This is a genomic window from [Actinomadura] parvosata subsp. kistnae, from assembly GCF_900323885.1.
Lineage (GTDB): Bacteria > Actinomycetota > Actinomycetes > Streptosporangiales > Streptosporangiaceae > Nonomuraea > Nonomuraea composti.
This window is the reverse complement of sequence record NZ_OOHJ01000023.1, coordinates 24142-39556: the sequence shown is the minus strand read 5'-3', so window position 1 is coordinate 39556 and position 15415 is coordinate 24142. Positions and strand designations below refer to the sequence as shown.

The window sequence follows — 15415 nt, the reverse complement described above, 5'->3', positions numbered from 1 at the left end:
CATGCCATCCAAAAGAGAAAAGGCAGACCGTCATGTCGATCAAGCACAGAATCCTGTCCCTGGCCGGAACCGCCGCCACCGCGGGCGCCATTCTCGCCGGGGCGGGAAGCGCCGCGAACGCCGCGCCCGCCCACACCCTGGACGCGCGGATCAACGTCTGCGTCGAGGCCTCCACCCTCGGCGTGCAGTGCGCCGCCCTCAGCCCGACGACCATCACGCTGAGCGACACCAACCCCGTCCTGAAGACCGTGACCACGACGCTCGGCCCGTTCACCGGCACCGTGCAGGTCAAGTACCAGATGGACGCTGCGGGCACGGTGCGTCACCAGCTCGTCTTCTGGAAGCTGCTCAAGAACGGCAGCCTCGCGGTCGGGACGAGCAACGGCCAGGCGACGATCGTCAAGCCCGGCGCCACTCCCTCCGCGGTGAGCGGCATGGGCTCGGGCAGCGGCGGCGGGGGCACCATCTCGAATTCGGCGACCACCCGGATTCTCTGAGTTGCCGCCCCGGCAGCGAATGATGGGAAATACATTCTTGGTGGCGACGCGTAGCCACCCGCGAATTCCTGCCATTCATACCCGCCATCCTCAGGGATGGCGGGTCTTTTCTTGGGAAAACGTATCGCGATGACACCATCACTCACTGTGACACCGACCCCGGCTGGCCTAAACCGCCGCGATCGTTTAGGTTAGGCTCACCTAATCTAGATCGGAGATTTCGGGGATGACCGAGCCCTTTCACATGTTCCACGTACGGGTGGACCGGCTCGAACGGCTGAGCCCGTCGTTCCTGCGGGTCACCTTCGCCGGGGACGACCTGCGGCACTTCGCCGACAACGGCTTCGACCAGCGGGTCAAGCTCTTCCTCCCCGTCCCCGAGCACGGCTTCGCCCACCTGCCCAGCGGCAGCGACTGGTACCCGCGCTGGCGCGAGCTGGACGAGACCAGGCGCAACCCGATGCGCACCTACACCGCCAGGACCGTCCGGCCCGAGGCCGGCGAGGTGGACGTGGACATCGTCATGCACCCCGACGGCGGGCCCGCCGCCCGCTGGGCCGAAACGGTCCAGGTCGGCGACGCCGCCGCCCTCTACGGCCCGCACGCCCGCTTCGAGGGCCGCCACGGCGGGCTGGAGTTCCACCCGCCCGCCGGCACCGGCTGCGTGCTCATCGCCGGGGACGAGACCGCCGTGCCCGCCATCTGCGCCATCCTGGAGCGCCTGCCCGCCCACCTGCACGGCGAGGTGTTCATGGAGGTGCCCTGCGACGACGACGCCCTGCCCGTCGAGACGGCCGCCTCGGTCAAGGTCACCTGGCTGGCCAGGAACGGCGGCGAGCGCGGCGGTGAGCTCGTCCCCGCCGTCCAGGCCGCCGCCGGCCGCCTCCTCCCGTCCTCGCCCGCCCCCGCCACCGCCACCACCTCCGACTCCGCCTCCGCCGACTTCGTGGACGTGGACGTGGACACCGAGGAGCTGTGGGAGGTGCCGCCGGAGGAGGAGGCCGACCACGGGCCGCTGTACGCGTGGCTGGCCGGGGAGGCGTCCGTCATCAAGACGCTGCGCCGGCACCTGGTGGGCGAGCGCGGCGTGGACCGGCGCTCCGTCGCGTTCATGGGCTACTGGCGGGACGGCCGCGCCGAGAACTGACGCGGCGCGGCGTCCGGGGCGAGCCGCGCCGCGCGGCGGGCGCGGCGGCCGGGGTGAGGCCCCGCCGCGCGGCCGGCGCCCGGCCGCCGCGGTCAGGGGTGCGCGTCGGGTCGGTGTGGCCTCCGCGGCCGGGGGGCCGCTGGGCAGCGGCGCGATCACGTTGTTGACCATCGCGGTCGCCGCCGTGGTCGCGGCCGCGATCGCCACCGCGGCCAGCGGCGCCGCCAGGGCGCGCAGCGTACGGACGTCCCTGACACGCCCCCACGGCTCGCCCGCCAGCCACATGAGCCGCCACTCCCACCACAGGCCCAGCCCGATGCTGACCACGGCGATGTTGCCGACCGCCACGAGCACGCCGACGAACGCCCCGTCCGCCGTGGGCGGCACCACCCAGTCGTCCTGCGCGATGGAGGCCCGAGCGAGCGTGTACACGTAGGTGGGCAGCTCGACGAGCAGCGCCGCCAGGAAGAACGCCAGGCACTTGGCGACCGGGTTGGTGCCGCGCACGCGCGGATAGAAGTACCCGAACACCATGCTGAGCGCGGGCAGCGACAGCAGCGCCAGCGCGGCGGCGGCCAGCTCCTGCCCGCCGGCCTGCAGCCCCTGCAACGACTCCGAGATCCGCACGACCGAGAACGGCAGCGACAGCGCCGCCCCCACGCCCAGGGAGGCGAGCGCGTTCTGCCAAGGGGTGCGCCCGGCCAGGGTGGTGAGCGCGAGATCGGAGTCGAGCGGCCCCTCGTGCTCGTCGCCCGCCCGCTCCAGCGCCTGCCGCCGCTGCTCGAAGTCGTCGCCCTCCCCCGCCTGCCGCAGCAGCGCCGTGAGCGCCGCCCGGGCCGAGCGGCGCCTGATCAGGTCGCGTACGAGCCGCCGGTGCTCCTCCGGTGGCACGGCGCGCAGCAGCTCCGCCCGCGGCGCCGGCAGCAAAACGAACACGCCGGCCCACACGAGCAGGATCATGATGCCCGCCACCGGATCGACGGTCTGGGCGCGGGTGAGCAGCAGCAGGAGCACCGCCGTGTGGAAGGCGGCCGGCTCGGTGAGCCCTTCGGCGCTCCCGCCGAAGCGGCGCACGCGTACGACGAGCATCGTCAGCGCCAGCAGCGGCACGCTCATGAACGCCACCGTGCCCGCCACCTCGAGCAGGTCCTCCGGGAGCAGGGACGTCCAGGTGCTGCGCGGGTCCAGGTCCGTGACGGCGTAGACCTGCGCGCCGCACGCGACGGTCGCCGCCGCCACCCACCGCGCCGCGCTCACCGCCGACCACCGGTGACCGGCCTCGGTCACCCAGCCGAACACCAGGGCGCCCCAGCCGACCACCACCAGCGCCAGCCACATCAGGGACGGCGGGGCGTGCCCGGCCACCGCCGCCATGCCCGCGAGCATCGCCCCCGCGCCCAGCAGCACCAGCCCGGCCGGAGGGAACAGGCGGCGCAGCCGCGGCACGGCGGCCGTCACCCCCGCCGCTCCCGCCGCGACCGCCAGCACCCCGGCGGCGGGCCCGCCCCCGAACGAGGCCGCCAGCGGCCACGCCGCCAGGACGAGCCCCGCCAGCGCCGCCGCCACCGCCGCCGCCACCGCCGCCTCTGCCCGGGGCAGGTCACCGCGCCCGTTCGCGGCGCGGAACGTCGACAGCAGCGCCAGCGCGGGCAGCCCCGCCACGAGCAGGAGCGCCGGGAGGTCGGCCTCGCCGACGAGCAGGTACCAGCCGTATCCGCCGCCGGCCATCGCCACGAGCACCCAGTTGCGGCGGCGGCGCCACCACGGGCGGCCGAGGGCGCGCGCCAGCGTGGAGAGCAGGAGCAGCACGGCCGCCACCAGCCCCGCCACCAACGCCGCCACCCAGGCCCGCCCCACGAAGCCGTCGGCATCCATGCCGAGCGGGCCTGTCGAGACCTGCTCCTCCTCGGGCCCCTGGTCGCTCGGATCGGTGCCCTCCAGGAACGCCGCCATGTCCCGGTTCTCGCCGAGGAAGTAGGCCATGGGTCCGGTCGTGCCGTCCCGGGCGAAGGCGACCCGCGCCGGGCGGTCGCCGCCGTTGAGGCGCAGGAGGTGCGCGTCCTGCGCCAGTGGCGGCGGGCCGCTCACCCCCGCCACCGTCCAGCCGGTGGCGAGGACGACGATCTCGTGCGCGTCCAGCCGGGGAACGCCCTCTGCCGCGGGCGGGTCGTACGCGACGCCCACGGTGGAGGGCTCACTCGGGTCGACGGCGCCGTAGTCGAGGGCCGTGTAGGTGATGACGGCCTCGCGGGCGCCGCTGTCCGTCCTGACCACGGGCGCCGCGTAGCCCAGGCCGAAGAGCGACCGGGGCGCGCGCACGGAGAAGGAGCCGAGCCGCTCGCTGACGAACGTGGACGGGTCGCCTCCCGCGGCGCCCGCGCGCAGGGCCGCCACGTCAGGGTCGTCGGCGGGCACCCGCACCTCGTGCGTGATCCGCACCCTGAAGAAGATCCAGCCGGAGCCGAGCTCGGCGCTCGTGCGCTCCCCGTCCGGATGGTCGCGCCAGTCGCCCGGGCGGGCCGGGGTGAGGGTGATCGTGGTCGTGGCCGTGCGCTTCGGCTCCGGGCCCTTCCGTCCCTCGATCTCCAGCTCGGCGCTGCCGAACCGGGTGCCGCACAGCGCGAAGATCTGGTACCTGCCCGGGGGCAGCTCCGGGTCCAGCTCGGCGTCGGCGTACATGGCCGTCCCGGACGGGGCGCGCGCGAACGCCACGCTGTCCATGAAGGCGGCGGACTGCGCGGTCGTCTTCTCCGGAGGCGCGGCACAGGCCGCGGCCACCCGCACCGACGCGGTGCCGGGCGGCACGCGCGGCGGCACCACCGTCAGGGAGAGCGGGTCCTCCTCGTACTCCACGTCGGCCTCGGACCCGGACCCCGCCCGAGGCCCGGCGGGGGCGGGCCCCATCCGCGAGACCGTCCACAAGCCGGCGCCGAAGAGCAGCAGCACGGCCACCACGACCAGCGCGCCCCGCAACGCCCCCGCCCGTAACCCCTCACCTGTCATCGATCCCGTGCCCCCGCCCTTGATCCTGCTCCCGCCACCGGCGCCCCGCTCGTGCCGGCTTCCGACCCGTCATCAGTGCAGCTCCGGCTCGCTTCCCAGCACCGTCCGCAGCTCTGCTCGCCGCGGTGGCCGCGCCCACGTCACGCCGGGGCCGCCCGCGGCGATCAGGCGGGGCACGATCTCGCCCAGCAGCGTCCGCGGCTCGGCCTCCGGGCGGCCGGCTCGCGCCTCCTGGTAGAGGTCGAGCACCCGGGCCAGGTCCAGCATCATCGTGTTCGCCTCACCGGCCGCCCTCTCCTCAGGGGCGTCCCCGTCGCCGCCTTCCTTGGCGGCGAGCGACTTGATCGGCGTGCCGTTGACGTGCGTGAGCGGCCTGTCCCCGCTCCCCCGCGCACTTGCGCCGGGCTCGTCGCCGCGCACCGTGACCTGCAACGCTCCAAGGCGCGCCTCGGCCGTCCAGCCGCCCGGCCGGACGACCTCGCCCACGGCGGCGGCGAACCGGACGGCGTCCATGCCGTCCACCTCCCCGTCCAGCCAGCCGGGCCGCAGGTGCAGCACCCCTGGCCGCTCGGTGGCGGCCAGCCGTTCGAGGAGCCGCTCGACCGTCCCCTGCGGGTCGTGCAGCGCCGCGTCCCCCGGGCGGCGAAGGCGTCGGCGAGCAGGTGCAGGGAGATGAGCCGCGGCGGCTCGTACGTGGTGAGCACGCCCTGCTCGGCGCCCACCCGCAACGCCCCGCCCGCCTCGTGGTAGGCCCGCAGGCCCTCGGTGAACGCCGCTTCCGCCTCGGATGTCAGCAGCAGCTCCCACTCCCGCTTCCGCTCCGGCCCCGGCTCGAACGCGCCGGGCTCGTCACCGTCGATCCGGTCCCCACCGGAGGCCCCGTTCCGGCGGAGCCACCAGGCCACCGCGCCCACCACGGCGGCGGCCAGCACTGCGACTGCGATTAACACGATCTTGGTTCGCTTTCCCCTCGTATCCCCAGGGCTAGCAGCGTAGTGATCGCCCCCGACAAATGCCGAAATATCTCACAAAATAAGATCGGTGGGGCCGGCCGTCCGCGTCGCCCGCGCGAAGCCCGAAGGATGAGTTTTCTTCTATCTGGTAACCGGAATTGTTTTCCTGAGGAATTCTCCTGTCCACCCGAATCCCGGCCGCCCTGTCGAGGGGCGTGTACAGGGATGTACACTCCACTTCGGAAGCACACAGTCGCTCTATGTGACGCATGCATGACATCTGGTGCCAAAGGGCGGGTCCGCGCTACCGACAGGATGATCCCGGCCCTGAGAGAGCGCGGAGCCGGACATGGATCCACTACACCTGACCACCAGCCGCCACGACGGCACGCTCATGGTGAGCGTCGCCGGCGAGCTCGACATCGCCACCACCGAGCAGCTGCGCGGCCACCTCCTCGCCCTGCTCCAGGAGGCCGGCCACGCCCGCGACACCGGCGCCGAGCTCGTCATCGAGGTCAGCCGCCTGTCCTTCATCGACGCCGCCGGCCTCGGCATCCTCGTCTCCGTCCAGAAGCAGGCCGCCGGCCAGCACACCCGCCTGCACATCGAGGGCGTGCCCCCGAACATGCGCCGCCTGCTCCGCATCACCGGCCTCGACCGGCACCTCACCTGACGGCGCCCCTCCTGGGCGATCGCGTGCGGGGTAGGTTGTCACGCGTGCCAACGATTCAGGTTCCCGATCAGATACCACTCAAGCTGGAGGACGGGTTCGAGCGGATCACGCGGGAGCTGAAGCTGCCCGGCGGCTTCCCCCGCGCCGTGCTCGACGAGGCCGACTGGGTCGCCAAGGTGCCCCGGCTCGACGCCGACGACCTGACGGACGTCCCGTTCGTCACCATCGACCCGCCCGGCTCGATGGACCTCGACCAGGCCGTGCACCTCGAGCGGCTGCGGGCCGGCTACCGCGTCTGGTACGCCATCGCCGACGTCGGCGCGTTCGTCCGCACGGGCGGCCCGATCGACGCCGAGGCCCGCGCCCGCGGCGAGACCGTCTACCTGCCGGCGGGCAAGGTGCCGCTGCACCCGCCGGTCCTGTCGGAGGACGCCGCCAGCCTGCTGCCCGGCGCGCTGCGGCCCGCCGTGGTGTGGCGCGTCGACCTCGACTCCGACGGCCGCACCCTCGGCGCCGACGTCCGGCGCGCCCTCGTCCGCAGCCGCGAGCGCTACGACTACGACTACGTGCAGGCCGTCCACGACACCGGCACCGCCGACGGCGTGCTGGAGCTGCTCGCCGAGATCGGCGAGCTGCGGCTGGCGCTGGAACGCGAGCGCGGCGGCGTCACCCTGCCCACCCCCGAGCAGGAGGTGGTGCACGACGACGGCGGCTACCGGCTGGAGTTCCGGCTGCCGCTGCCCGCCGAGGCGTGGAACGCGCAGATCTCGCTGCTCACCGGCATGGCCGCGGCCACGATGATGCTCGACGCCGAGATCGGCGTCCTGCGCGTGCTGCCCCGCCCGCAGCCCGACGACCTGGCCAAGGTACGCCGGGTCGCGCAGGCCCTCGGCGTGCCCTGGCCGGAGGGCGCCGGCTACGGCGACGTCGTGCACGACCTCGACCCGAAGGAGGGGCGGCACGCGGCGTTCCTGCACGAGTCGAAGGTGTTGCTGCGCGGCGCCGGCTACGTCGCCTTCGACGGCGCCCCGCCCCGGCTGGCCGAGCACGCCGCCGTCGCCGCGCCGTACGCGCACGTCACGGCCCCGCTGCGACGCCTGGTCGACCGCTACGCGACCGAGGTGTGCCTGGCGGTCGCCGCCGGCGAGCCGGTCCCCGCCTCCGTACGGGCCGCGCTCCCCCTCCTGCCGGACCTCATGGCCGCCTCCGGCCGGCGCGCGGGAGCCGTGGAGCGGGCGTGCGTGGACCTGGTGGAAGCGTTCCTGCTGCGTGAGCGGATCGGGCAGGCGTTCGAGGCGGTCGTGATCGACGTGGACGAGCGGCGCGGGGGCGGGCAGGTGCAGCTCATGGACCCGGCGGTGATCGCCCGCTGCGACGGGCCGCTGCCGCTGGGCGAGCAGGTCACGGTCCGCCTCACCCAGGCCGACCCGTCCACCCGCGAGGTCCGCTTCACCCTCGCCCCCTGACGGCGCTCCACCCCCAAGGTCAGAACGTCGGCGGGGGCGAGGTGGGCTTGGCGCGCATGCCCTCGCAGATGACCTCCGCCATCCGCACCGCCCCGCCCCTGGCGCGGGCGCGGCGCTCGGCGGCCAGGCAGCCGCGCAGCAGGTCGTGGACGTCCTGCGCCTGGAGGTCGGGCCGCACCGCGCCGACCCGCTGCGCCCGCGCCAGCAGCCGGGCCAGCGCGGCGGCGAAGTCGTCGGCCAGCGTGGAGCCCGGCCGCAGCGCCATCCCCGAGCCGCTGTCCAGCATGTCGCACAGCGCCTGGTTCGCCGCCGCCTGCTCGACCACCGTCGTGAACCAGCCGAAGAACGCCCGCCCCGCGTCCTCGGCGGTGGCCAGCGCCCTGGCGTCGGCCACGAACCGCTCGATCCGCCCCAGCAGCACCGCCTCGACCAGCGCCTCCTTGGTCGGGAAGTGCCGGTAGACGGTGCCGACCCCGAACCCGGCCCGCCGGGCGATCTCGTCGAAGGAGATGGTCAGGCCGTCGCTGGCCAGGGCCTCCTGCGCGATCTGCAGGACCCGGTCGCGGTTGCGGCGGGCGTCGGCGCGCAGCGGCCTGGCGGCGCTGTGATCGTCGCCCATGACCTCGACCTGCCTTCAGGACAAACGGAGAGAGCTCTCCGATTCTATCGAGCGCGTCCCCGGACATACCAGCCCACACACCTCGGCCGGGCACGACGGCGCCCGCCCCACCGCAGTGGAACGGGCGCCGCCGCGTACGGACCCAAGGCGGTCACGAGGACCCGGGCGAGGCCGACGCCCCCTCACGCCCGGCCACCCCCTCACGCCCGGCCACCCCCTCCGCGCCCGAGCTCTCCGACGCGGCCGGCACCGCGGAGCTTTCCGGCGCGGCGCGGGGTGCGGGCGCCCGCGCCGCGTGCCGTCCGATACCGGCTCCGGACGCCGCTCCACGCGTCGTTCCGGACGCCGTTCCGGACGGCGCCGCGGACGGCGCCGTGGACGGCGGGGCGTGGGTGCCGCGGGACGGCATGCCGACGCGCTTGAGCCGGATGCGTTCCTCGCGGGGCACCGGCTCCAGCGCCACCACGCGCGCCCGCTCCGGCAGGTGCCGCAGGTCGTGCGTGATGAGCAGGGTCGTCCGCCCGGCCATGAGCCGCCGCAGCGGCCGCATCACCTGGGCGGCGGTGGCGTCGTCGAGCCCGCTGGTGGGCTCGTCGAGCACGAGCACCGGCGTGTCGCGCAGGATGGCCCGGGCGATCGCGATCCGCTGCCGCTGCCCCCCGGACAGCAGCCGGCCGCGCTGCCCGACGGGCGTGTCGTACCCCTGGGGCAGCAGCTTGACGAAGTCGTGCACCCCGGCCGCCTCCGCCGCCCTGATCACCTCGTCGAGCGAGGCGCCGGGCCGTCCGTAGGCGATGTTGTCGCGGACGGAGCCGGAGAACAGCAGCGTCTCCTGGTGCATGATCGTCACGTTGTCGCGCAGCGACTCCCGCGTCAGGCGGCGCACGTCCACGCCGTCGAGCAGGACGCGCCCCTGGTCCGGGTCGTAGAAGCGCAGCAGCAGCTTGGCCACGGTGGACTTGCCCGCCCCGCTGGGCCCGGCCAGGACGACGACGTCGCCGGGCTCGGCGGTGAAGGACAGGTCGCGCAGCACCGGCCGCCCCCGTCCCGGGTAGGCGAAGCCGACCCGTTCGAAGGTGACGCGGCCGTGGCCGCGGCCGGCCGGGACGGCGTCGGGAGCGTCGGTCACGGCGGGCCCGGTGCGCAGGATCTCGATGACCCGGTCGGAGCCGGCCGCCGCTTCGGAGACCGTCATGGCCAGCTCGCCCAGCGACTGCACGGCCGGGTAGAGCAGGGCCAGGTAGGCGGCGAAGGCGAGCAGCCCGCCGAGCGTCAGCCGCCCGGCCGCGATCTCCCACGCGCCGAACCCGAGGATGACGATCAGGCAGACGGTCTCGATGACCTGGACGACGGGGCTGTAGAGGCCGGCCAGCCAGGCTTGCGCCATGTTGGCGCGCAGCCAGCCGCGCCCCTCCCGGTGCAGGCGCCGGGACTCGTCGTGCTGCCGGTTGTACGCCTGGACGAGCGGCTGGTTGGCCAGCCCTTCCTCCAGGACGCTGTTCATGGCCCCGTTGCTGGCGCGTTCGAGTGCCGCGGCGGAGCGGAACCGGTCCGCGAACACCTTGGAGACCACCAGGAACAGCGGGACCAGCGCCATCGTCAGCAGGGCGAGGTCCCAGCGGATGACGAAGGCCGCCCCGGCGAAGAAGACGACGCTCGCGACCGTGGTGATGATCTTGACGAGCCCGGATCCGACGAGTTCCTCGATGGCTTCGATGTCGTCGGTGAGCCGGGCCATCAGGTCGCCGAGCCGCCGCTTCTCGGAGAAGTCCGGCGCGAGCGTCTGCACGTGCGCGTACACGCGGTCGCGCAGGGCCAGCAGGAACCGTTCGGCGCCGAGCGCGGTGGCGTAGGCCCCCGCGAAGGCGGTCACCCCGGCGAGCGCGGCGAGCCCGAGCCACCAGATCGCGGGCGCCCAGAAGGCCCCCAGGTTGCGGGTCGTCAGCACTTCGTCGGTGATGTGCCCGAACAGGCGGATCGCGGCCACTTCGCAGAGCGCGGCCAGAATGGCGAACACCACCCCGGCCGCGAACAGCTTCCGCAATCCGCGGGTGTCCGGCCAGAATTCGCGAAAGGTGTGGCGAAGGGAAATCGCCGGTGCGAGTTCACGGCCGGAGGCGCTCAGAGAGAGCCGGCGGCTGAGCCGCCGGCTCTCGACGGGGCGCTCTAGCACCCCCACCACCTGCGGCGGTGGCAGCAGTTCCACCTGCGATAGCAGCGGCGCCTGCGTCGGCAACCCCAGCCTTGCTGGTATCCGGCCTGAGACAGTTGCGTGTTCGCCATGATTCCTCCCCCGTTGGCTGAACACTGACAAATCGGACGCTAGCACCCGAAATGCGATAAATCAGCAGATATTCGCTGATTTCAAACAGTCTTGACTGGTAAAACCCGCACGGAAAGGCGAAGACGCCGCAGAAGTAAAGTCGCCGCGCGACAGGTAAAACGACAGGGCGAGGTCAAGGCAGGGCCAAGGATGCTCCTGAGAACCAGCTCTCAGGAGCATCCCGCCCCGAAGACATCAGGGACAGGTGGGCTCGCCGCTCTGCGCGGGAACGTTCACCCCGCTCCAGGCCGCCTTGACGACGTTGAACTCGACACAGCCGCTGAACAGCGTCCGGGCCGCCCGCAGCGTCGCCACCCGCGCCTTGGCGTGCGTCCACGGCGCCGTCTTCATGTTCAGGCCGGTCATGAAGATCTGGCCCGCCTTGCGGACGCCGACGCCGGTGATGGCCGCGCCGCCGTCGCACCGGCTGCTGGCCGGCTTGCCGCTCGGGTTCGTGCCCTCGGCCAGCAGGTAGAACCAGTGGTTCTGGGGCCCGGCCGCCGCGTGCACCTCGGTGGTCGGGATCGAGGAGCTGTAGCAGTTCGGATGGCCGAGCGCCGACGGGTTGTACATGTTCCTGATCGCGCCCCGCCCCACCAGGTTGACCTCCTCGCCGACCAGGTAGTCGGGCGGGTCGAGCGTGGCGGGCTCGTTGACGTACGCCTCGGTCAGCGCGCCGAAGATGTCACCCGTCGACTCGTTCAGGCCGCCGGCCTCGTTGCCGCTGCCGCCGCTGCCGCCGGAGAACTGGAAGACGCCGTGGCCGAACTCGTGCGCGACGACGTCCATGGAGGTGGCCTGCTGGGTGCCGGCCGAGTTGCGGCCGAAGGAGGCGTACGAGCCGTTCCAGAAGGCGTTGGCCTGGTTCAGCCCGACCCGCGCCGGATAGCCGCGGCCCGAGCCGTTGACGCCGTTGCGGCCGAGCCAGTCGCGCAGCATGTTCCACTGGCGCTGGGCGGCGAAGAGCGCGTCCACGCAGGCCGTCTCCAGGTTCGTGCCGCTGCCGTTGCCCCAGCTGTCGGTGGACTTGCTGTAGACCGCGCCGTTCTGCCCGCCGCACTGGATGCCGGTGCGGGTGGGGTCGCGCATCACGTACGACGGCGAGGTGTCGATCGTGACCGGGTTGCCGTTGTAGTAGCTGTTGCCGGTGCCGTCGACGACCTGGTCCCACTGGTCGAAGACCTGGCCGTCCTGGGCGTCCACGTACACGTGCAGGATGCTCGACCGGTCGGCGGCGCTGGCCACGACCTCCCAGGCCAGGCGCGGCGTGGCGGTGGCGGCGTGCACGACGAGCGCCGGCGTGCCGGCCGCGTCGGCCTTCGGCGCCGCGGCGCGGGCCGTCTCGGCGGCCTCCTGCGCGCCGATCCGCGGCTTGGTGTCCAGCGCGATCACCGCCTGCTGGCCGGTGTCGACCGCGCTGACGGCCCTTCCGGACCGGTCGGTCGTGACGACGACCTCGCCGCCGTAGACAGGCAGGCCGGCGTGGGTACGCGCGTACGTCAGGTGCTGGATGCCGTTGACGCCAGGGACGGACGACGCCAGCGAGAAGGCGTCCTGGTCGGCGGCCAGGAGCTGCGGCCGGCCGGCGGCGATGACGCGCTGCGCGGTCGCCACCGCGGCGCCGCGCTCGGAGGGTGACGGCGGATCGGCCGCCCGGACGCTCGCGCTCGTGGCTCCCGCCGGTGCGGTGACGGCCAGGGCTAACGCGAGAATGGCGGCAGCGCCCAGCCTGAGCTTGGGGTTCACGCTCGTTGCTCCTCAGGGGGGTGGAGTGGACGAGCCCCGGCCGGCTGGGGGTGCCCTCAGGCTGACATCAGGAGACCCACTTGATACCTCCCAATGTGCCCATAACGCCGTGATATGGGGCGTGCGCCATCGCGTCCCAGGGCCCGGGACAGGACCCTGGGACGAGCGCAGGCCACGCGCCCCGCGATCAGGTCAGCGACGAGTACGCCACCACGCCCCGCCGCATGGCGTCCATCGCCTTCACCGCGGTCTGCTTGATCTTGCTGCCGGGCGGCGCCGCGTTGCCGAGCTGGCCGAGCAGGTCCATCAGCTGCTTGATCCACCGGACGAAGTCACCGGCCGCCAGCTCGTTGCCGTTGACGCCCTCCATGAGCACCGCGTCGAGGCTGTGCCCCTTGGTCCACCGGAACGCCGCCCACGCGAACCCCAGATCGGGCTCCCTGATCGTGGACAGCCCGTGGTCGGACTCGATGCCCTCCAGCTCCCCCCACAGCCGGATCATCGCCGACAGCGCGTCTTGGGCCCGCCCGGCGGGGATCTTCGGGCGGCGGGTGTCGTCGGACGCCCGCGACTCGAACACCAGCGCCGACACGCACGCCGCCAGCTCCGCCGGGTCGAGCTCCTCCCACAGGCCCTTGCGCAGCGACTCGGCGGTCAGCAGGTCCAGCTCCGTGTAGAGGCGGCCCAGCCGCCGGCCCTCGTCGGTGACGGTCTCGCCGTCGAGGTAGCCGAGCTGCTCCAGCACCGAGCAGATCCGGTCGAACGTCCGGGAGATGACGTGCGAGCGGCCCTCGACCCGGCGCCGCAGCCCCTCGGTCTCACGCAGCAGCTTGTAGTAGCGCTCCGCCCAGCGCGCGTGGTCCTCCCGCTCGTCGCAGCCGTGGCACGGATGCTGGCGGATGAGCCGGCGCAGCTCGTTGATCTCGTCGTCCTCCACCGTGTGGTCGCGCGCCCGCACCGGCTTGCCCAGATCGCGGTCACCGATCTTGGCCAGCAGCGTCGAGACGAGGTTGGCGCGTTCCTTCGGCGAGCGGCCGTTGAAGTTCTTCGGGATGCGCAGCTTCTCCAGCGGCTCCACCGGCACGGGGAAGTCGGCCGGGTCGAGCTTCTTGATCTGCTTGCCGATCGTCAGCACCAGCGGGCTCGGCCCGTGACCGCGCGGGTTGCGGCCCGGGTCCAGCACGATCGCCAGCCCGGCCCGGCGCCCGCCCGGCACCCGGATGACGTCGCCGGGCTGCAGTGCCTCCAGCGAGCGCACCGCCGCCGCCCGCCGCGCCGCGCCCCGCTGGCGCGACAGCTCCGCCTCCCGGTCCGACAGGCGCCGCCGCAGCGCCGCGTACTCGGGGAAGTCGCCCAGGTGGCACGTCATCGCCTCCTGGTAGCCCTCCAGCGCCTCCTCGTGCTTGCGCAGCTGCTTGGCCAGCCCGACGACCGCCCGGTCGGCCTGGAACTGCGCGAACGACTCCTCCAGCAGCGTCCTGGCCCGCTCGCGGCCGAACTGGCCGACCAGGTTGACCGCCATGTTGTACGACGGCTGGAAGCTGGAGCGCAGCGGATACGTACGGGTGCCCGCCAGCCCCGCCACCGACAGCGGATCCATGCCCGGCTGCCACAGCACCACCGCGTGACCTTCGACGTCGATGCCGCGCCGCCCCGCCCGGCCGGTGAGCTGGGTGTACTCCCCCGGCGTCAGGTCGGCGTGCGTCTCGCCGTTCCACTTGTCGAGCTTCTCGATCACCACGCTGCGGGCCGGCATGTTGATGCCCAGCGCCAGCGTCTCGGTCGCGAACACCGCCTTGACCAGCCCGCGCGTGAACAGCTCCTCCACGACCTCCTTGAAGGCCGGCAGCATGCCCGCGTGGTGCGCGGCCAGGCCCCGCTCCAGGCAGTCGCGCCACTCCAGGTAGCCCAGCACCGCGAGGTCCTCGTCGGGCAGGTGCGCGGTGCGCTCGTCGACGAGCTGCCTGATCTCGTGCCGCTCGCGGTCGGTGGTCAGCCGGATGCCCGCGTGCAGGCACTGCTGCACCGCCGCGTCGCAGCCCGCCCGCGAGAAGATGAACGTGATCGCCGGCAGCAGCCCCTCGCTGTCCAGCTTCTCGATCACCTGCACCCGGTCCGGCGGGCGCGAGCGCTGCGGCCGGCCGTAACCGCGCCGGCCCCGCCCCGCCGTCAGCCGCTCGGCGTCACGCGTGACCCGCATCAGCGTCGGGTTGATGCGCGGCGTCAGGTCGTCGGTCATGAACAGGTCGTAGATGCGGTTGCCGACCATCATGTGCTGCCACAGCGGCACCGGCCGGTGCTCGTCGACGATCACCGTCGTGTCGCCGCGCACCTCGCCCATCCACTCGCCGAACTCCTCGGCGTTGCTGACCGTCGCCGACAGCGCGACCAGCCGCACCGAGTCGGGCAGGTGGATGATGACCTCCTCCCACACCGCGCCCCTGAACCGGTCGGCCAGGTAGTGGACCTCGTCCATCACCGCGAACCCCAGCCCGGCCAGCGTCGCGGACCCGGCGTAGAGCATGTTGCGCAGCACCTCGGTCGTCATGACCACGATGGGCGCCTCGCCGTTGACGCTGTTGTCGCCGGTCAGCAGGCCGACCTTGGCGGTGCCGTAGCGCTTGACCAGGTCGTTGTACTTCTGGTTCGACAGCGCCTTGATGGGCGTCGTGTAGAAGCACTTGAGGCCCTGCTCCAGGGCCAGGTGGACGGCGAACTCGCCCACGACCGTCTTGCCCGAGCCCGTGGGCGCCGCGACCAGCACCCCGTCGCCGGCTTCCAGGGCCCTGCAGGCGTCGAGCTGGAAGTCGTCCAGCTCGAAGTCGTAGAGACCTCGGAACGATCTGAGAGCGGCCCCGTCGTCCCCGTGCTTCTGACGGAAGGCCGCGTAGCGTTCCGCTGGCGTTGTCATACCCGCCAGCCTACCGAAATCGCCATTCCGGTCCGTCCCGCCCATTCCGGCTCTGCCGCGGCGATCCGGCTCCGGCG

10 protein-coding genes are annotated in these 15415 nt (G+C 73.2%); 5 read left to right on the top strand and 5 right to left on the bottom strand.

Annotated elements, in window-relative coordinates:
- Positions 1-32: 32 nt before the first annotated feature.
- Positions 33-497 (top strand): hypothetical protein, encoded by a 465-nt coding sequence (locus KIS93_RS51650; protein WP_080037273.1) that lies wholly within the window; start codon positions 33-35, stop codon positions 495-497.
- Between the two features lie 226 nt (positions 498-723).
- A complete protein-coding gene (locus KIS93_RS51645; RefSeq protein WP_080037272.1) occupies positions 724-1644 on the top strand; it encodes a siderophore-interacting protein in 921 nt (306 codons plus the stop codon).
- A gap of 3075 nt (positions 1645-4719) precedes the next feature.
- Here KIS93_RS51645 and KIS93_RS51640 read toward each other — a convergent pair.
- Entirely contained in the window at positions 4720-5205 is a 486-nt protein-coding gene (locus tag KIS93_RS51640) for a hypothetical protein (RefSeq protein WP_186404936.1), read from the bottom strand.
- On the opposite strand from KIS93_RS51640, the gene KIS93_RS51635 reads away from it, so the two are divergent.
- The 3 genes from KIS93_RS51635 (at position 5197) to KIS93_RS51625 (ending at position 7739) form a co-directional block, all read left to right on the top strand.
- Complete coding sequence (locus tag KIS93_RS51635) at positions 5197-5397, top strand: hypothetical protein (RefSeq protein WP_186404935.1); 201 nt, start codon at positions 5197-5199, stop codon at positions 5395-5397. The genes KIS93_RS51640 and KIS93_RS51635 overlap by 9 nt on opposite strands.
- A 552-nt stretch (positions 5398-5949) precedes the next feature.
- Complete coding sequence (locus KIS93_RS51630; RefSeq protein WP_080037269.1) at positions 5950-6273, top strand: STAS domain-containing protein; 324 nt, start codon at positions 5950-5952, stop codon at positions 6271-6273.
- Between the two features lie 44 nt (positions 6274-6317).
- Positions 6318-7739: an RNB domain-containing ribonuclease gene (locus tag KIS93_RS51625; RefSeq protein ID WP_080037268.1), complete on the top strand. Its 1422-nt coding sequence runs from the start codon at positions 6318-6320 to the stop codon at positions 7737-7739.
- A gap of 19 nt (positions 7740-7758) precedes the next feature.
- Here KIS93_RS51625 and KIS93_RS51620 read toward each other — a convergent pair whose 3' ends face one another.
- From KIS93_RS51620 to KIS93_RS51605, 4 genes are all read right to left on the bottom strand, one after another.
- Entirely contained in the window at positions 7759-8358 is a 600-nt protein-coding gene (locus KIS93_RS51620) for a TetR/AcrR family transcriptional regulator (protein WP_080037267.1), read from the bottom strand.
- A gap of 151 nt (positions 8359-8509) precedes the next feature.
- Positions 8510-10402, bottom strand: coding sequence for an ABC transporter ATP-binding protein (locus tag KIS93_RS51615; protein WP_230466027.1), 1893 nt, complete (start codon positions 10400-10402; stop codon positions 8510-8512).
- A gap of 474 nt (positions 10403-10876) precedes the next feature.
- A complete protein-coding gene (locus KIS93_RS51610; RefSeq protein WP_080037266.1) occupies positions 10877-12427 on the bottom strand; it encodes a M4 family metallopeptidase in 1551 nt (516 codons plus the stop codon).
- A 187-nt stretch (positions 12428-12614) separates the two neighbouring features.
- Positions 12615-15338, bottom strand: a complete 2724-nt coding sequence (locus KIS93_RS51605) for a DEAD/DEAH box helicase (protein ID WP_080037265.1) — start codon at positions 15336-15338, stop codon at positions 12615-12617.
- Positions 15339-15415: the final 77 nt, after the last annotated feature.